At 64.7% G+C, this 18,631-nt stretch carries 15 protein-coding genes and 1 pseudogene; 9 read left to right on the forward strand and 7 right to left on the reverse strand.

From position 1 onward, the window contains the following. Position 1 precedes the first annotated feature (1 nt). From HAP48_RS40315 to HAP48_RS40340, 6 genes are all read left to right on the forward strand, one after another. Positions 2-640 (forward strand): hypothetical protein, encoded by a 639-nt coding sequence (locus HAP48_RS40315; protein ID WP_175612263.1) that lies wholly within the window; start codon positions 2-4, stop codon positions 638-640. Positions 641-1,644: 1,004 nt separating this feature from the next. Beyond that, positions 1,645-2,271, forward strand: a complete 627-nt coding sequence (locus HAP48_RS40320) for an HAD family hydrolase (protein ID WP_166205350.1) — start codon at positions 1,645-1,647, stop codon at positions 2,269-2,271. A 26-nt stretch (positions 2,272-2,297) separates the two neighbouring features. Further along, positions 2,298-3,509, forward strand: coding sequence for a molybdopterin molybdotransferase MoeA (locus HAP48_RS40325; RefSeq protein WP_166205351.1), 1,212 nt, complete (start codon positions 2,298-2,300; stop codon positions 3,507-3,509). A 231-nt stretch (positions 3,510-3,740) separates the two neighbouring features. Beyond that, entirely contained in the window at positions 3,741-4,445 is a 705-nt protein-coding gene (gene lexA / locus HAP48_RS40330; protein ID WP_166205352.1) for a transcriptional repressor LexA, read from the forward strand. A 343-nt stretch (positions 4,446-4,788) separates the two neighbouring features. Next, positions 4,789-5,217: a hypothetical protein gene (locus HAP48_RS40335; RefSeq protein ID WP_166205353.1), complete on the forward strand. Its 429-nt coding sequence runs from the start codon at positions 4,789-4,791 to the stop codon at positions 5,215-5,217. Positions 5,218-5,379: 162 nt separating this feature from the next. Continuing rightward, a complete protein-coding gene (locus HAP48_RS40340; RefSeq protein WP_166205354.1) occupies positions 5,380-5,607 on the forward strand; it encodes a hypothetical protein in 228 nt (75 codons plus the stop codon). Here the strand turns inward: HAP48_RS40340 and HAP48_RS40345 are convergent. Continuing rightward, positions 5,604-7,890: pseudogene (locus tag HAP48_RS40345) on the reverse strand (ComEC/Rec2 family competence protein). The gene HAP48_RS40340 and the pseudogene HAP48_RS40345 sit on opposite strands and share 4 nt — an antisense overlap. A gap of 414 nt (positions 7,891-8,304) precedes the next feature. On the opposite strand from HAP48_RS40345, the gene HAP48_RS40350 reads away from it, so the two are divergent. Continuing rightward, complete coding sequence (locus HAP48_RS40350; RefSeq protein WP_166205355.1) at positions 8,305-9,636, forward strand: MFS transporter; 1,332 nt, start codon at positions 8,305-8,307, stop codon at positions 9,634-9,636. A 257-nt stretch (positions 9,637-9,893) separates the two neighbouring features. Here the strand turns inward: HAP48_RS40350 and HAP48_RS40355 are convergent, their stop codons facing one another. The 4 genes from HAP48_RS40355 to HAP48_RS40370 all read right to left on the reverse strand — a co-directional run bounded on the left by HAP48_RS40355 (position 9,894) and on the right by HAP48_RS40370 (position 13,456). Continuing rightward, a complete protein-coding gene (locus HAP48_RS40355; protein WP_166205356.1) occupies positions 9,894-10,256 on the reverse strand; it encodes an SPW repeat domain-containing protein in 363 nt (120 codons plus the stop codon). 423 nt (positions 10,257-10,679) lie between these two features. Continuing rightward, positions 10,680-11,066, reverse strand: coding sequence for a YybH family protein (locus tag HAP48_RS40360; RefSeq protein ID WP_166205357.1), 387 nt, complete (start codon positions 11,064-11,066; stop codon positions 10,680-10,682). A gap of 46 nt (positions 11,067-11,112) precedes the next feature. Further along, positions 11,113-12,795: a glutamine--tRNA ligase/YqeY domain fusion protein gene (locus HAP48_RS40365; RefSeq protein ID WP_166205358.1), complete on the reverse strand. Its 1,683-nt coding sequence runs from the start codon at positions 12,793-12,795 to the stop codon at positions 11,113-11,115. A gap of 73 nt (positions 12,796-12,868) precedes the next feature. Beyond that, positions 12,869-13,456 (reverse strand): NAD(P)H-dependent oxidoreductase, encoded by a 588-nt coding sequence (locus tag HAP48_RS40370; RefSeq protein ID WP_166205359.1) that lies wholly within the window; start codon positions 13,454-13,456, stop codon positions 12,869-12,871. A gap of 65 nt (positions 13,457-13,521) precedes the next feature. Here HAP48_RS40370 and gltX point away from each other — a divergent pair, with 65 nt between their 5' ends. Next, positions 13,522-14,946 carry a glutamate--tRNA ligase gene (gene gltX / locus HAP48_RS40375; protein WP_166205360.1) on the forward strand — a complete coding sequence of 475 codons (1,425 nt, stop codon included), beginning with the start codon at positions 13,522-13,524 and terminating at the stop codon, positions 14,944-14,946. 160 nt (positions 14,947-15,106) lie between these two features. Beyond that, complete coding sequence (gene gltA, locus HAP48_RS40380; RefSeq protein WP_166205361.1) at positions 15,107-16,408, forward strand: citrate synthase; 1,302 nt, start codon at positions 15,107-15,109, stop codon at positions 16,406-16,408. A 170-nt stretch (positions 16,409-16,578) separates the two neighbouring features. Here the strand turns inward: gltA and lpxB are convergent, their stop codons facing one another. Together lpxB and HAP48_RS40390 are read right to left on the reverse strand one after the other, a co-directional pair. After that, positions 16,579-17,757: a lipid-A-disaccharide synthase gene (gene lpxB / locus HAP48_RS40385; protein ID WP_166205362.1), complete on the reverse strand. Its 1,179-nt coding sequence runs from the start codon at positions 17,755-17,757 to the stop codon at positions 16,579-16,581. After that, complete coding sequence (locus HAP48_RS40390; RefSeq protein WP_166215590.1) at positions 17,757-18,614, reverse strand: LpxI family protein; 858 nt, start codon at positions 18,612-18,614, stop codon at positions 17,757-17,759. The genes lpxB and HAP48_RS40390 overlap by 1 nt, the downstream gene beginning before the upstream one ends. Between the last annotated feature and the right edge of the window lie 17 nt (positions 18,615-18,631).

The following is an 18,631-nucleotide window of genomic DNA, read 5'->3' on the forward strand; positions in this document are numbered from 1 at the left end:
AATGAAGCTCGGAAAGCTGATTGAGGAATACCGCACGGATCCAGACTCCGACTTTCGCAAGCTTAAATACGAAGTTCGAGTCAAACATGAGCGATTGTTATCGCGGATTGCTCGCGAACATGGGAGCAGTTCGCTCGAGCGTATTCGAACGCGCAACTTGATCTCCTGGTACAACGAATGGCTTGGCGACGACGACAAGGTAGCAATGGCGCATTCGCTCGTGGGGCGGCTTCGCGTCCTGTTTCGATTTGGCGCAACCATACTTGAAGACAAAGAGTGCGCCCGGCTGTTCGATGCATTATCGGGCGCGCGCTTTGAAATGATCGGTCCTCGCTATCAAACCATGACCTTAGATCAGGCCAACGCAATCCGCTTGGCGGCACACGATTATGGTTGGCCATCGATAGCACTCGCACAGGCACTGCAGTTTGAGCTTCTGCTTAATCAAAGAGACGTGATCGGAGAATGGGTGCCCCTCACCGAAGAAGGTGTATCCGATGTTATATGGCGAGAGCAAAAGTGGCTACGGGGCCTGCGCTGGTCGAACATCGATTCAAACAATGTGTTGCGGCACTCCGTTGGCAAACAACAGCGGCAGATCCCAAGTCGATCTCCAGACGGCCCCTATGGTCATGGATGAACTGCAGCACGTGATCCACCGGACAACCAGCGGACCTCTCGTGATCAACGAGATCACCGCCATGCCGTGGAGCGCAGCGGAGTTTAGACGCAAGTGGCGCATTGCCGCTAAGGAGGCTGGCGTACCTGACGATATCACCAATAGAGATAGTCGACCTGCGGGTATGATTAGTGGAGATGGTGAGCGAGCGCGCGTAGTTCAGGGGGTAACGCTACGAATGCTCCGAGAAAGCATCCGTGCATCGCGCCACAGAAATGAGCTTTTATCGGACTAGGGCTGCCGCCCTGCCACTGAGTTGCCCGACGGCGCAAGCCCCCGCAGCAAAAATATTTCTGTTTATCGGCACACCCAACTCGGTGTATGAATCTCCCGTCTCACCCGATCGAGGGGCGCTGCGCATCGTCACGGGTGTTGCGGTGAGATGCGGTGGACGCCGAGCACGCAGTCGACGAATGCGCGTGAAGCGGACGGTGAAGTCGTGTGGTCCTGACGCCCTAGCGGCAGGTGTCTCGTCGCAACACGCGAAAGCGGTGTTGCGAAGGCGGTGACAAACAAGCCCAGTCTCGCCGGGGAGAGCACGAAGTAAGCCGTAAAACCATCGCGCAGGGAAAGCCGGATTGCTCCGGTTACACCTGTGGTCCTACCCCCGAGCTTTCTACCCTTTGCTCGGGGCCCATGGGTGCGATCGGCACCCGGCTTTCCCTGCGCCCTCTGTTCAAGGAGAGGGCGGAACGAGAAGCAAAGCTCGGACAAATCATGTCGCGAGAATGCGAGCGTATGACCCACAGACCGCGCCACACACTCCTTGTCGTCCCGGCGAAGGCCGGGACCCATAACCACAAAAGAATACTGTTGAGCGTCGCTGGAACGACGAGTCCCGTTCACTACAATTGCTGCGGCGTATGGGTCCCGGCCTTCGCCGGGACGACAGGGAAGTCGCATGCCTGCCGCACAAATCGGGGAGATTGCCGCCTGCCCGCAATTTTCGTACATGGTTTCACGCAATGACCTCGCAACTCTCCCCCGACTCAGCCGACGTGCTGCTGTTCGATATCGGCCGCGTCGTGCTCGATATCAGCCTGGACAAGGCGATGACGCACTGGGCACAGCATGCCGGTTGCGCGCCGGCCGACCTCGCCGGCCGTTTCGTCGTCGACGACAGTTACAGGCATCACGAGATCGGCCGGATCGACGACGCGGCGTTCTTTGCCAGCCTGCGCCGGTCACTCGGCGTCGAGCTCACCGACGCGCAATTCCTCGAGGGCTGGAATTCGATCTTCACCGGCGAGATGCCGGGCATCGCACCCCTGCTCGCGGCCGCCGCAGGGCGAATGCCGCTCTACGCCTTCTCCAACACCAATCCGGCACATGTCGCGCACTTCTCGGTCGCCTATGCCGAGCTGCTCAGCCACTTCCGGACCGTGTTCCTGTCCTCGAGCATCGGCCTTCGGAAACCCGACGCCGCGGCCTACGATCATGTGGTAGAAGCGATCGGCGTGCCGGCGTCGCGGATCCTGTTCTTCGACGATCTGGCTGCCAATATCGAAGGTGCGCGGGCGCGCGGCCTTCAAGCCATCCACGTGACATCGACGGATGACGTGGCAAGGGCGCTGACCGCACTTGGTATTTGACCATTTGCACCTAAGGAGTTTTGCGCGTGGCTTTGATGCCGGTTGCCGATGCCCTGTCCGCCATTCTTGCCGGCGCCGAACCGCTGCCGGAGGAGATAGTCGCGCTCGATGCGGCCTACCACCGCACGCTGGCGCACGACCTCGCGGCGCGCCGCACCCAGCCGCCGGAGCCGATGTCCGCAATGGATGGCTACGCCGTGCGCGCCGCCGATGCGGCTGACCTCAAGGCCCGGCTCAGGGTGATCGGCGAAGTCGCCGCCGGCCGGCCGTTCGAGCGGACGCTCAGTGCCGGCGAGGCGGTGCGGATCTTCACCGGCGGCGTCATCCCCCATGGCGCCGACGCCGTCATCATCCAGGAAGACACCCGGGTCGACGGCGACCATATCTCGATCACCGAGGCCGCGAGCCCAGGACGGCACATCCGCCCGGCCGGCGTCGACTTCCGTGAGGGTGACCTGCTGCTGAAGGGCGGCAGCCGCCTCTCCGACCGCGCGCTTTCGCTGGCGGCCGCCATGAACTATCCGGAACTCGCGGTGCGCCGCCGTCCCAAGGTCGCGGTGCTCGCCACCGGCGACGAGCTGGTGATGCCGGGCTCAAGGCCCGGCCCCGGCCAGATCGTCTATTCCAACGGCTATGCGCTGCGTGCGCTGGCGCGCGCCGAAGGCGCCGAGACCGTCGATCTCGGGGTTGCCGCCGACACGGTGGCCGCGACCACCGCCGGCATCCGCCGGGCGCGGGAGACCGGCGCCGACATCCTGATCACCACCGGCGGGGCCTCGGTCGGCGACCACGATCTGGTCAAGCAGTCGCTGGAGGCCGAGGGCGTCGCGATGGCGTTCTGGCGGATCGCGATGCGGCCCGGCAAGCCGATGATGCATGGCCGGCTCGGCGCGATGCGGGTGATCGGCCTGCCCGGCAATCCGGTGTCGTCCTATGTCTGCGCCTTCCTGTTTCTGGTGCCGTTGATTCGGGCTTTGAGCGGCCGGAACACCATCCATCATGTCCGCACGACCGCCCTGCTCGGCCGCGACCTCGCCGCCAACGACCGGCGCGAGGACTACCTGCGCGCGCGTCTCGAAGAGCGCCAGGACGGCGCGCCGATCGCCACGCCGGTGATGCAGCAGGATAGTTCGCTGCTCGGGAATCTCGCTGCGGCGCGGGCACTTCTGGTGCGTCCGCCGTTCGCGCCCGCCGCCGCCAAGGGCAGCGAATGCGAGATCCTCACACTGCCCGAGTGAGGTTTTCGCGGGCTGCCGATTGCGCGCCGCCTGATGCGTTCACCGGAAATTAAGTGGTTGCGGAACACATATCGAACATATAGTGTCCGTTCATGATTTGTTTCGAGTACTGGTGTCTACAATCGGGAAGCCGCCAGGGAGCATCGCGCTCCCGAGATCAGGCCCCGTCTGAAGGCCCCACCTGAAGAGTCTCGGAATCGAACGACGCTATCAACCGGGGGAATACTCGAGATGCTCACGCGCAAACAGTACGAACTTCTGCGTTTCATCAATGAACGTCTGAAAGAGGCCGGCGTGCCGCCCTCCTTCGACGAGATGAAGGATGCGCTCGACCTGCGCTCGAAGTCCGGTATCCACCGCCTGATCACTGCGCTGGAGGAGCGCGGCTTCATCCGCCGCCTGCCCAACCGCGCCCGCGCCATCGAGGTCATCAAGCTGCCCGAACTGGCCGCCGGCGGCGGCAACGGTCGCCGCGGCTTCACGCCCAGCGTCATCGAGGGCACCCTCGGCAAGCGCAGCAGCACGCCGCCGATCGCCGAGGACGACGGCAACCGTCCGGTCGCCGTCCCCGTGATGGGCCGGATCGCGGCCGGGACGCCGATCGAGGCGCTGCAGACCCGCAGCCACACCATCAGCGTGCCGCCCGACATGCTCGGCTCCGGCGAGCATTATGCGCTGGAGGTGCGCGGCGACTCCATGGTCGACGCCGGCATCCTCGACGGCGACATGGCGCTGATCCAGCGCAACGACGTCGCCAACACCGGCGACATCGTGGTGGCGCTGATCGACGAGGAGGAAGCCACCCTGAAGCGCTTCCGCCGCCGCGGTGCATCGATCGCGCTCGAGCCGGCCAACACTGCCTATGAAGTGCGCATCCTGCCGCCGAACCGGGTCCGCATCCAGGGCAAGCTGATCGGCCTTTATCGCAAATACTGACGACCGCGGAGCATGATCCGGAAAAGTGCGAAGCGGTTTTCCGAAAAGATCATGCTCGAACAGACATATGGAGCGGGATGACGATTCGAAGAAAAAGTCGTCCCGATCCAGGAACGAGCAACAGATCGGATCGTTCCTTGGAAGATAGCGCAGCGTGCGGACCAGCTTGGATGCGCCCCGATACCTCTCGCGCAGTGTAGCGTGTTTGTGATTGAGGCGTTCGACGGCCAGTCGTACAATCGCCCAGAAACGAGCAGACACTCGTTTGCTATCGTCCACTCTGGTAGAGGCCTGCGCCTCAAGGAGAGGCACGGGTCGCTACCTCGAAAAGAGGAGCCATCCGATGTGTGACTATAGTCTGCACGCCGTGGCAGCGCGCCCCGCCATTGTCGGAGAGACGCTGATCACCACGACCTTCCGCGGCACGTCGACCCGCGGCTTTGCTTCGGAGAACGATCCCACGGTCGCGGTCTGCATGCTGCCGGGCACCGAGCTCGCTTTCGCCGAGAACGTTCGCTACGACAGCCGCTGGATCTGGACCAAGACGATGAATTTCCGCGTCGGCGTGTTCAACGAAGTTGAGCCCGACGTGCCCGATCGCCATCACGACGCGGTCGAATTCCCCGACGGCAGCCATGTTCTGGTGACCCAGCTGGTCGAGGGACAGCGCGTCAGCGTGCTGCAATTGCCGGCATTGCATCCGCAGGTCGAGCACAAGCCGAAGGCTGTGGAGCGGCGCCCCTCCGCATTCGCGTCGCTGTTTTTGGGTTGAGCGCACCGTCGCCGCGGAATGAGCCATTCGGCGGCGGATGACCTTAAGCGATTTCGAGCGACCCCGGATTTCCGCTTCCGGGGCGCATGAGGAGATTTGCGTCGGCGAGCGCCTTGGCGCATCATCGCGTACGGAGGACGTGCACTCACGGAAACCTGCGCAGTGGTCGACAAGGTCACATGGCAAAAGGCTGGACGCGTCACCGAGCCGGGCCGCTACATGTTCCGGTTCGGCTGGCTGACGGTGACGGCCGATGATCTCAAGGTCTGGGAGCAGTTTCCCGAGGCCGTCTTCACCCTCGTCAGGAAGCCCGACGCCGGCCCCGATTCCGACGAGTACCATCTCGGCCTGTTCGAGCTGCCGACTACCCCCTCGCCCAACAACGGCTAGTCATCCCCCTGCAGGTCGGTCTCGGCCGGGGTCGCATCGACGGCAGGCCGCGGCGCGGCGGCGGGTGTGCGGAGGATCGTCTCGCTCTCACCGTCACCGGGAACCGCCGGCGACCACGGCCGGTCGATGCCGCCGGGCTTCACCGCATCGACGGCGTAGCCGGCGCTGTTCCGTCGCAGCACCAGCGCACCGTGGCGCCGCAGCCGCTCGGCATCGATCACCGAGGCCGCGCAGCCCTGCGGCGCCACCCGCGCGGTGACGATCAGCGCCGCCCGCTCGCAATCGTCGGCCAGCGCCTCCGGCCGCGTCGCCAGCGCGACGAAGGCGCCGCCCGGCCCCCTGGGTCACGCAGCCGCTCGGATCGCAGGAGACGCCCTCGCCGAGCGACGCATCGGCGGCGGTCCGTGCATCGGCATCCGCCGCCAGCCACTCCTTGACCAGGAATGCATCCTTCGCGCTATGCATCAGATGCAGCCGCCCGTCGCCGCCGCGCACCGCGACGTTGCGGCCGTCGGCGGAAATCAGCACGTCCGGCAGCGGCACCCTCACCGCCCAGACTGTGGCCACCACCAGGAGCACAGCGCCGGACCAGCGCAGCGGCGTGCGCAACAGCCCAAGCAGGATGATGCCCGCGCTTGCGACGATCAGCGGCCCGATGCCGAACGCCGCCATCCGCCCTACCGCGCCAGGCAGCGCGGCGACCCATTGCGTCACCAAAATCATCCAGTCGATGCCAAAGCCCATGATCGCCCAGAACACGCCATCAAAGCCGAACGGCATGGCGAGGAGGCCGAGCAGGCCCGCCGGCATCACGATCGCCGACACCACCGGCATCGCCGCGAGGTTGGCGAGAAGCCCGTAAGGCGTCACGCGATGGAAATGGAACGCGGCGTAGGGCGTCGTCGCCAGCCCCGCCACCAGCGAGGCCAGCATCAGCATCGTGAGCTCACGCCCGCCCCACAGCGCAACTCGTGCGGTCGCCGAATGGTCGGGCGAGGCCAACAGGTTCGGCAGCCCGATCTGCACCAGCGCCACCAGCCCGAGCGTCGCGGCAAACGACATCTGGAAGCTCGGATGCACCAGCGCCTCAGGCGCGATCGCGAGCACGATCAACGCCGCCACCGCCAGCGTGCGAAAGGTGATCGCGCGGCGGTCGACCATCACCGCGATCAGCACCACCGCCGTCATGAAGAACGATCGCTGCGTTGCGACCTCGGCTCCCGACAGCAAGAGATAGAACGCCGCGGCGACGAGCGCGGCCGCCGCCGCCCATTTCTTGATCGGATGCCCCGCCGTCAGCGCAGGAAACAGCGCGAGCAGCGCGCGCACCGCGAAGAATACCACGCCCGCGACCACGGCCATGTGGTAGCCGGAGATCGACAGCACATGGCCGAGCCCCGAGATGAACATCGCATCGTTGACCGGCGTCGAGATCGCATCGCGCCGGCCGGTCAGCAGCGCGGTCGCGATCGCGCGCTGGTCGCCGTCGAGCGTGGTGCGGATGCGCGCGTCGATGGCGTCGCGCAGGCCCTGCATGAAGGCCGCATAGCGCAGCGCCAAGCCGCCGGCCGCCGGCGGTTCCCTGGTCTTGACCGCGCCCATCACGAAGCCGGAGGCGCCGATGCCCTGGAAATAGAGGTCGCGACCGAAATCATAGGAGCCCGGACGCTGCGGCCCGAGCGGCGGCATCAGCCGCGCCTTCAATTCGACGAAGCTGCCGACATCGGGCGCGGTACCTTTCTTCACCGAGAGCCTGACACGTTCGAGCTTCGTCGTGTCGCGCGGGCTCTCCATCGAGACGACGCGCAGCACGAAGCGATCGGTCTTCTCGCGGATGTCGCGCGTCTCGACGAAACCGGTCAGCGCCACCGAGAACATCGGCCGCGCCAGCACCGTGTGGCCAATTCGCGCCGTCTTCCATGTCGCCGTCGTGAAGCCCGCCGCGACCGCAGCCAGCATCACGACGGCGGGAAACACCCTCCGCCGCCGCAGCAGCAGCGCCAGCAGGCAGAGCGCAATTGCGACGGCGGCCGCGACCGACAGCACCGGCTCGTGCTCGGCTGCGAAATAGAACGCAATCCCGGTGCCGAACGCCACCGGCACCCAGGGCAACAGCCGCCCGGCCCCCGCCTCCGCGCGCGCCCATTGCCGCAATGTCTCGACGAAGGGCCGCCAGATGCTGGCGCGCATCGGGACATAGCCGCCGGCCGGCGCAGCCGCACGCGGCGGCCACGTCCCCGCGTAGCCGCGTCTGCCGCCCGGCGTCGTGCCCTGCTCCGCCATTCCGCTTGCGATCCCTGCCGGGACGCGAAGCTACCGGATGCTGCGACCTCACCGCTAGCGGAACGGATGCAGAATACGGACCGGCAAGGCCGGATGCCTGGATTCCGCGCCGGGCCACAGCTGCCGCCTGCGTCAAACCGATCGAGCCGAAAGTCTCATTAGGTACCGATCCCATTGGGATTAGACTGCCCTGATGCCTCCACTCCCGGACAGACAGGGATGAGGCAGTGACGGCTCGCGGCACCTGAAGGCCGCTGGAGCTCTTCTCAGGTGGCCCACAACTCCCCTGAGACCAGGCGTTGCGGACGAACTCGCAAATCTCGCCTGCAACGCCGCGCACCACGCGCACTCCGCGAGCGGATTGATCGCTGAAAAAACGCGAGGCGTAGCGTTTGCATTTGATAGGAGCAGCACATGGCAGTTCAAGTACCTAGCGATTTTCGTCGCGTGATTGTCGCTGCGTCAGTGGGAAACATCATTGAATGGTACGATTTTTATATCTTTGGCAGCCTGGCCGCAGTTCTGTCGGTCAAGTTCTTTGAGCAATCCCACCCCGTCGCAGCCCTGCTGAGCACGATCGCGCTGTTCACTGCGGGATTCCTGATCCGTCCGCTGGGGGCCTTCCTGTTCGGATGGATGGGCGATCGGGTCGGCCGCAAATATACATTCCTCATTACGTTGACCGGAATGGGCCTGGGAACGGGAGCGATCGGACTGATCCCAACTTATGAGTCAATCGGCCTGACGGCCGCATTCCTTCTGTTCGGCTTGCGGATGATCCAGGGTCTATGCCTGGGCGGTGAATATGGCGGCGCCATCACCTATGTCGCCGAGCATGTTCCGGACGACAGCCGCGGCTACTACACGGGCTGGCTACAGACCTCGCCGACGCTCGGGATCGTGGCGTCGCTGGCCGTGATCGTTCTGACCCGGACCTGGGCCGGCAATCAGGCCTTTGACGAATGGGCGTGGCGCGTTCCGTTCCTGGTCTCGTTCCTGCTGGTGGCAATCGCCATCTACATCCGCCTCCAACTGCAGGAGACGCCGATTTTCCAGGAGATCAAGGCCCGCGGACAGATGACCAGGAATCCCTGGCGGGAAGCTTTCCTCAGCGCCAACATCAAGTACATCTTGATCGCCATCGTCGTCCTGATCGGGCAGGGCGTGGTCTGGTACAGCGGTCAATTCTGGGCGCTGTACTTCCTGCAGCAGGTCTCCAAGGTTGATGCGGTTACCTCGGCCTACATCGTGGGAACCGCACTGCTGATCGCAACGCCGAGCCTGATCTTCTTTGGCTGGCTGTCGGATCAGATCGGCCGCAAACCCGTGATCCTCGGAGGAATGCTGCTTGCCGCGATCACCTACTATCCCCTGTATCTCTGGCTCGGTATGGTCACGCAGCCGGGACAGATCAACTATCCGCTCGCAGTCTTCATCATCTTCATTCTCGTCTGCTACGTCGGGATGGTGTACGGGCCGGTCGGCGCGTTCCTGGCGGAGTTCTTCCCGGCCAGGATCAGGTACACCTCGGTCTCGGTGCCGTATCATATCGGCAATGGTTGGGGCGGCGGATTGGTGCCGTTCATCACATCGGCTGCCTTCGCAGCGACCGGCAGCATCGGCTACGCGCTGATCTACCCGATTGTCGTTCCCGCGGTGTGCTTGGTGATCGCCCTCTTTATCATGCCGGAGACACGCAAGACCAGAATTTGGGAGGAGCAGATCGAGGCGAAAGCCGCATCGTGACGAATTCACCTTGCTGAGGGGCGACTACCCCTGCAGCAAGGGCCTTGCCCTGCAGCAAGAGCCTTGGCCGCCTTCCAGCAAGTGCGGGACGACGCTTCTCAATCGTCCCGTACTCGCCGTCTCTGGCGTAATTTCCCTGCAGAACCTGCATCGGCGTTAGGGCAACGCGGCCTGGAGGGGGATGCTGCTCAACGCAATTCCAACCTCTCCGGCCGCCAGTGGTTGGCGGTCAGACCAACGTTTCAGTCGGCTCCCACTCAGCCAGCTCGGTGATGCCAGCGATCGTGCCACCAGGTGGCGAAATCACGATCGATCGTCAGCTCCCAGCAAGCGAGCACGATCACCACGATGCCGGCGAGCACGCTGCTCATCGTGACCGATCCCTGTTCGTAGCTGAATGTCCAGGGTGCCAACACCAGAGCCAACCCCATCAGAATCTCGCCCCATTCCTCCAGATACGACGGAATGATGAATGCCTCCACGGCAAACAGCACGACGCCCAATCCGAGCGCGATGGAGATCCAGAGAGCTGCCCCGGAGAAGCCCAGTGCAAACGGCGACGCGACCAGCCAAACGCCCACCAACAGGCTGGCAGCATCCTGCCAGTGTTGAATGCGCATAATCCTCACCTCCTTCTTCCGAAGACATGGTGCGGCGGGGACAAAAAAGCATCTATCCGACCTGCGATGTGTTGCCGCTGCTGATCCGCAAGCAGACGACCATGCTGCCGTCCGTTCGCCCGGAAGCCGCTCTCCGCAGCCAACGACCTTGGTCCCGCCTGGCGATGCAGCACGATCCAGATGGCCTGCAAGTTGGGTGCAAGATTGCCTGGATGAGCGGCAGCCGCGAGGCGCACGACGCCCGGCACCGCTCTGCGTACGCACTCTCCCTCACTACGAGGGCCCGCCGGCCCTCGACTTTGTGTCACGTTCCAGCGTGAAGCCTAGAGCTTCGGTTCTGATTGAATCAGAGCCGAAGCTCTCGTTTCTTGTTTTGACGCGTTTTCTTCACGCGAACCGGTGTCCACTTCGCTCGAAAACGCTCTAGATCAATGGCGTCGGCGACGAGACGTGGTGGCAGGCGATCTTCCAGTCGCCGTCCTCGCGCGCGATCACCCAGGTGATCTTGACGGCGAGCGAGGGCGCATCGCCGTCAAGGAAGAAGGATGCGATAGCGGCCATGTTGACAAGGCCGTCGTTCACCCGCTCGGTCCTGACCTCGCTGAACTGGACGCGCGGTGCGTCCCAGCGCGGCAGGCCGTTGAAATAGGCCTTCACGCCGTCGCGGCCGCGATAGAGCGTCGGGTTCGAGCCGAAGAAGAACGCGTGCTGCGAATAGAGCGCAGCAAGCGTACTGGCATCGAGCCTGCTGAAGCCCGCGGACCATCTTGCGATGATGGCGGAGGCGATATCGTCGGCTTCATCAGGCATCGATCGCCTCCCCTACTTGCCCACGACGGACTGTCCCAGGCCTTGCCTAACTCTTGCCGCCGACTTCCTTGGCAAAAGTGTCGCGCAGGCCGATGGTGCGGTTGAACACGAGCTTGTCCGGCGTCGAATCCGCATCGCGCACGAAATAGCCCTGCCGCTCGAACTGCATCACGTCGGGTGAATTGCTCTCGGCGATCGCCGGCTCGACCCGCGCATCCGTCAGCACTTCCAGCGACTGCGGATTGAGGTCGGCAGCGAAATTGGTCGCGTTCGGGTTCGGGTTGGCGAACAGCTGATTATAGATGCGGATCTCCGCCGGCTTCGACTGCGCCGCCGGCAGCCAGTGCATCGTCGCCTTGACCTTGCGGCCGTCGGGTGCGTTGCCGCCCTTGGTCGCGGGGTCGTAGGTCGCGCGGAGTTCGACGATCTCGCCGGCGGCGTCCTTCACCACGCCGGTGCACTTGATGAAATAGGCATAGCGCAGCCGCACCTCGTTGCCGGGCGAGAGGCGGAAAAACTTCTTCGGCGGGTTCTCCATGAAGTCGTCGCGCTCGATATAGAGCTCGCGGCCGAACGCGATCTTGCGGGTGCCGGCCTCCGGATTGTCGGGATGGTTGATCGCCTCGATCTCCTCGACCTGGCCTTCCGGATAGTTCTCGATCACGACCTTGAGCGGCCGCAGCACCGCCATGCGGCGCAGCGCGGTGCGGTTCAGCTCCTCGCGGATGCAGAACTCGAGCATGCCGACATCGACCACGCTGTTGGCCTTGGCAACCCCGATGCGCTTGATGAATTCGCGCACCGCGGCCGGCGGCACGCCGCGCCGCTTCAGGCCGGCGATGGTCGGCATGCGCGGATCGTCCCAGCCCGAGACGTGGCCGTCGCGAACCAGCTGGGTCAGCACGCGCTTGGACAGCAGCGTGTAGGTCAAGTTCAGCCGCGCCATTTCATACTGCCGCGGCTTCGACGGCACCGGCAGCTTGTCGAGCAGCCACTCATAGAGCGGGCGGTGATCCTCGAACTCCAGCGTGCAGATCGAATGGGTGATGCCCTCGATCGCGTCCGACTGGCCATGTGCGTAGTCATAGCTCGGATAGATCGACCATTTGTCGCCGGTGCGCGGATGGTGGGCGTGCAGGATGCGGTACAGCACGGGATCGCGCAGGTTGATGTTGCCGGCCGCCATGTCGATCTTGGCGCGGAGCACACGGGCGCCGTTCGAGAACTCGCCGGCCTTCATGCGGCGGAACAGGTCGAGGTTCTCCTCGACCGAACGGTCGCGGAACGGCGAGTTCTTGCCGGGCTCGGTCAGCGTGCCGCGGGACAGCCGGATCTCCTCCTGCGACTGATCGTCGACATAGGCGTGGCCGGCCTTGATCAGGCCCTCGGCCCAATCATACAGGCGCTCGAAATAATCAGACGCAAAGAAGAGGTTGGTCCCCCAATCGTAGCCGAGCCAATGGACGTCGGCCTGGATGGAGTCGATGTACTCCTGCTCCTCCTTGGTCGGATTGGTGTCGTCGAAGCGCAGATTGCACTGGCCGCCGAACTCCTGGGCGATGCCGAAATTCAGGGCGATCGACTTGGCGTGGCCGATATGCAGGTAGCCGTTCGGCTCCGGCGGGAAACGGGTCACGATCCGGTTGTGCTTGTGGGAGGAGAGATCGGCCTGGACGATGTCGCGGATGAAGTCGCGCCCTGCCTCTGCCGTCGCCGTATCAGTCGTCATCAAAGGGTTCCTGTTGGATTTAGGCGACTTCTGCCAAATTCGGGCCGTCAGGCCAAGCCCCGCGCTAGCCCGATCATAGCCCGGATATTCTCGCACGTACCCGCTCGGCAAATGCCGCCCGGGACACCGGCGTGGAGCGATCCATGTCGTAGTGGGCCATATAGAACGATTGGACCCCCGCGCCACACATTGGCTTCAAGGCCCGGAACAGCACCTTGCGGCCTGGGTCCTGCATCACGATCCGGGTCAGCCACCAGGGCGAGCCATAGGTCGTCACCACCCCGAACAGGCGGATGTTGGTCAGGAGCGGCTTGATCCGCGCACCGGCCAGATCATGGGCGAAGGCGGTTCCAGGTGCCCAGACACGATCGAAATAGCCCTTGAGCATCGCAGGCATCGAGAACCACCAATGTGGAAAGCAGAAGATGATGCCATCCGCCCGCTTGAGATCGCCGATCAGTCGCGACACCGCCTCTTCTGCATAAGGCCCCCGATAGTAGCTTCGCCGTTCCGCCTCCGTCATCGCCGGGGAAAACTGCTCGCGATCGAGATCGGTCGCGATCACCTCATGCCGGCGCCGCAGTGTCTCGACGATGGCCTGAAACAGCGCATGGTTATAGCTGTCCTCAAGCGGATGGCTATGAACGACCTGGATTAGCATTGGCTAAGCCTCCCTCGGCTATGATACACGGTCGCCCGGCTTTATTATTGGGTTACCCATCCTCTATGACCTCGGCTCCTATCGTCACGCGCTTCGCCCCCTCACCGACCGGCTTCCTCCACATAGGAGGCGCCCGCACCGCGCTGTTCAACTGGCTTTATGCCAGAAAGCTCGGCGGCAAGATGCTGCTCCGGATCGAGGACACCGACCGCGAACGCTCCACCAAGAAGGCGATCGACGCCATCCTGGACGGCCTGAAGTGGCTGGAGCTCGATTGGGACGGCGACGTCATCTACCAGTTCAGCCGCGCTGCCCGCCATCGCGAGGTCGCCGAAAGCCTGCTCGCCGCCGGGCGCGCCTATTATTGCTACGCCTCGCCGGAAGAGCTCACCGCGATGCGCGAGAAGGCCCGCGCCGAGGGCCGCACCCGCCTCTATGACGGCATGTGGCGCGACCGCGATCCCGCGGCCGCCCTGGCTGGCATCAAGCCGACCATCCGCCTCAAGGCGCCGCAGACCGGCGAGACCGTGATCGAGGACCAGGTCCAGGGCCGCGTGGTCTGGCAGAACGAGAACCTCGACGACCTCGTCCTGCTGCGCGGCGACGGCACCCCGACCTACATGCTCGCGGTCGTGGTCGACGACCACGACATGGGCGTCACCCACATCATCCGCGGCGACGACCACTTGATCAACGCCGCCCGTCAGAAGCAGATCTACGACGCGCTGGAGTGGGAGCTGCCGAGCATGTCCCACATCCCGCTGATCCACGGTCCCGACGGCTCGAAACTGTCGAAGCGCCATGGCGCGCTCGGCGTCGATGCCTATCGCGCGCTGGGCTATCTGCCGACCGCCTTGCGCAACTACCTCGTGCGGCTCGGCTGGAGCCATGGCGATCAGGAGATCTTCTCGACCCAGGAGATGATCGACGCGTTCGATCTCTCGGGGATCGGCCGCTCGGCGGCGCGGTTCGATTTCGCCAAGCTGGAAAACCTCAACGGTCACTATATCCGTCAGAGCGACGATCAATCCCTCGTGACCCGGTTCGAGAGCGTGCTGGATTATGTTCCTGACGGCGCCGCGCTGAAGGCCAAGCTCAACGACACCACCCGCGCGCAATTGCTGCGGGCGATGCCGAGCCTGAAGGAGCGCGCCAAGACGCTGATCGAGCTGATCTCCGGCGCCTACTTCATCTTCGCCGATCGTCCGCTCGAGCTCGATCCGAAGGCGGCGGCGCTGCTGACGCCGGAAACGCGCACGCTGATCGGCCGGCTGCGCATCGCGCTGGAAGTCGTGAACGACTGGACGGCGGAAACCACCGAGAGCGCCATGCGGAATTTCGCCGAGCAGAACAACCTGAAACTCGGCGCCGTCGCCCAGCCGCTGCGGGTGGCGCTGACGGGGCGGACAACGTCGCCTGGCATATTCGACGTGCTGGCCGTGCTGGGACGCCAGGAGTGCCTTGCCCGTCTCGCCGATCAGGCGGCGTGATCCTGCATGGACCCCCTCCAGGGTCCATCTTGCAGCGCACATTGCAATGAGCTACCCATCCCCGGACGCCTTCTTCACAAGCCGTTCCGCCCCGCCACGGGCCGCAAATTAGCGACTGGGCAAGGTCGGTTTTCGCAACGAATTCATCGGGGATATCGCGATGGACGCAAAATCCAGCAAGACAGCCACACTCACCATCGGCAACAAGAATTACGATTTCCCGATCCTGAGCGGCACGGTTGGGCCTGATGTCATCGACATCGGCAAGCTCTACGGCCAGGCCGGGGTGTTCACCTACGACCCCGGCTTCACCTCGACCGGCAGCTGCCAGTCGAAGATCACCTATATCGACGGCGACGCCGGTATCCTCGAATACCGTGGCTATCCGATCGAGCAGCTCGCCGAAAACGGCGACTTCCTCGAAACCTGCTATTTGCTGCTCTACGGGGAGCTTCCGACCCCGGCGCAGAAGAAGGATTTCGACCATCGCGTGATCCATCACACGATGGTGCATGAGCAGATGGCCCGCTTCTTCCAGGGCTTCCGCCGCGACGCCCATCCGATGGCGATCATGGTTGCCGCCGTCGGCGCACTCGCCGCGTTCTACCACGACTCCACCGACATCAACGATCCGCGGCAGCGCATGATCGCCTCGATGCGGATGATCGCAAAGGTGCCGACGCTGGCGGCGATGGCCTACAAGTACACCATCGGCCAGCCCTTCATGTATCCGAAGAACTCGCTGTCCTTCGCCGAGAACTTCCTGCAGATGTGCTTCGGCGTGCCCTGCGAGGAATACAAGATCAACCCGGTGCTCGCCGACGCGCTCGACAAGATCTTCATCCTGCATGCCGATCACGAGCAGAACGCGTCGACCTCGACGGTGCGTATCGCCGGCTCTTCCGGCGCCAACCCGTTTGCCTGCATCGCGGCCGGCATCGCCTGCCTGTGGGGCCCGGCCCATGGCGGCGCCAACGAAGCGGCGCTCGCCATGTTGTCCTCGATCGGATCGGTCGACAAGATTCCCGAGTTCATCGCCAAGGTGAAGGACAAGAACAGCGAAGTCCGCCTGATGGGCTTCGGTCACCGTGTCTACAAGAACTATGATCCGCGCGCCAAGATCATGCAGAAGATGTGTCACGCGGTGCTGGCCGAGACCGGCCATGGCGACGACCCGATGCTGAAGGTCGCGCTCGAGCTCGAGAAGATCGCACTCAGCGATCCCTATTTCATCGACCGCAAGCTCTACCCGAACGTCGACTTCTATTCGGGCATCACGCTGAAGGCGATGGGCTTCCCGACCTCGATGTTCACCGTGCTGTTCGCGGTCGCCCGTACCGTCGGCTGGATCAGCCAGTGGAGCGAGATGATCGAGGATCCGCAGCAGAAGATCGGCCGTCCGCGCCAGCTCTACACCGGCGTGGCGCGCCGCGACTATGTGACGATCGACAAGCGCAAGTAAGCTTCATTTTCAAGAGAATACGGAACGGCGCCATCATCCCCGATGGCGCCGTTTTCGTTTGCCCCGCGCAACTTCGGTCGCCAGCGCATCGAGGCGCGGCAGCCGGCACGAACAATGCAAGCGGAACCGCCGCGGCGGGATGCCGCCGCAGGCAAGCTCGTTGTCGATGATTAGCCGGGCCGCCCGCTCATCGTCGCCAGCACGATGTCCGCCGCACGGACGCTCGGCGGCTGGTCGCCGGTCGACATCTTCGCATCCATCGTCCCGAACGCCACGAGCTGACGCAGACGCTCGGGCGTGTCCGCGAGCACCTCGCCCAGCGCCACCGCGAGCCTCTCCGGCGTGCAGTCCTCCTGCAGGAATTCCGGGATGACCTCGCTGCCGATCACAAGATTGGCGAGGATCACCGACGACACCCGGATCGCACGGCGCAGGATGAACGCCTCGGCGGCGCCGACGCGATAGGCCGTCACCATCGGAATGCCCGACAGCGCGAGCTCGAGCGTCACGGTGCCCGACTTCGCGAGCGCGGCGCGCGCCACGCGGAATGCGGCACGTTTCTCGGTCTCGCCGACCGCGAGCCGTGGCACCACTGGCCACGACCCGATGCCTTCGCGCACCATCGCCTCGAGATGCGGCATGGTGGGGAGCACGAGCTCGAACGATTTCTGCTTGCCGAGCTGACCGAGCGCCGCGCCGAACAGCGCCAGATGATGCCTGATCTCGCTGCGTCGGCTGCCCGGCAGCACCAGCAGCACCGGCGGCGCGGCGTCGCGGCGCTTCTGCTCCTCCGCGTTCGGCCGCAGCGAGGCGAATTGCTCGGTCAGGGGATGGCCGACATAGCTGCACGGCGGTCCCTGCAGCTTGCGATATTCCTCGGGCTCAAAGGGCAGCAGCGCGAGCACGTGATCGACGTAGCCCCGCATCGCGCGCGCCCTGCCCGGCCGCCACGCCCACACCGACGGCGACACGTAATCGACGATCGGGATATCAGGGTTGCGGGCGCGGACGCGGCGGGCGACGCGGTGGGTGAAGTCCGGGCTGTCGATGATGACGAGCATGTCGGGCGCATCAGCGAGCACCGCGTCGGCGGTGCGGCGGATCAATCGCAGGATTTTCGGCAGTTGCTTCACCACGGCGGCAAAGCCCATGATCGACAGTTCCTCGATCGGGAACAGCGGCGTGATGCCCTCGCTTGTCATCGCCCGGCCGCCGACGCCGGAAAACTGCACGGCATCGCCGAGGCGCTGGCGCAGCACCTTCATCAGCGCCGCGCCGAGCCGATCGCCGGATTCCTCGGTCGCGATGAGGAAGATCTTGCGAGGCGTGCTGGGAGGGCGCGCCTGCATCAGCCCGCCAGTCCGATGACAAAGAGCCCCCTGGCGTCGGCGGCCTCGATCAGGGCCTGCGGTTCGGCGGCCAGCGTGTTACCGGCGATCACGGCAATGCCGGCGATGCCGGCCGCGGCCGCGCCCTCGACCGTCCGCGGACCGATGGTCGGCAGATCGAAGCGCAGGTCCTGGCTGCTCTTCGGCGCCTTCACCAGCACGCCGCGGCCGCCCTTGGCGCGAATGCGGCCCTCGGCGCGCAGCCGCGCCACCCGCGCCAGCAGCCCATCGGTGCCTTCGATGTCCTCGACCGCAACCACGTGCCCGTCGATCACCACCGCCGCCTGGCCGATGTCGAACGGGCCGAGCGCGTCGAGCACCCCGCGGCCGCGCGCGATATCGGCAAGCGCGGCACCGTCCGGCGTCGCGCGCGTCACGGCGCCCTCGGGCATCAGGAGATCGGGTGCGACATCCTTGATTCCGACCATGCGGAATCCCTGCTGCTCGAGGATGCGGCCGACACTCGACAACAGATGATCGTCGCCGCCGCGAAACGCGCGCACGACATGGCCGAGCAGGCGCAGCGTGCCCCAGTCGAGCCGGATCTCCGACAGCGCCGGACGCACCAGCGTGCCGATGAAGATCAGATCGCGGCAGCCTTCGTCGCGGAATAGCCGGGTCGCCCGTCCGAGCTGGCCGACCGAGATCCAGCGATGACGAAAGCGCTGCGCGCGCGCGGGATCGCAGGCGCCGCGCAGCGCAAACAGCACCGGCGTGATGCCGCGCGCCGTAAGCTGGTCAGCAACCGCGAACGGCATGGCGCCGCCACCAGCAATGACGCCGACCGGCGAGGAAAGCGAGGGAGCCGCTGACGTCATGCTGGCGGCCATTCCAT

It is taken from the genome of Bradyrhizobium septentrionale, assembly GCF_011516645.4.
Lineage (GTDB): Bacteria > Pseudomonadota > Alphaproteobacteria > Rhizobiales > Xanthobacteraceae > Bradyrhizobium > Bradyrhizobium septentrionale.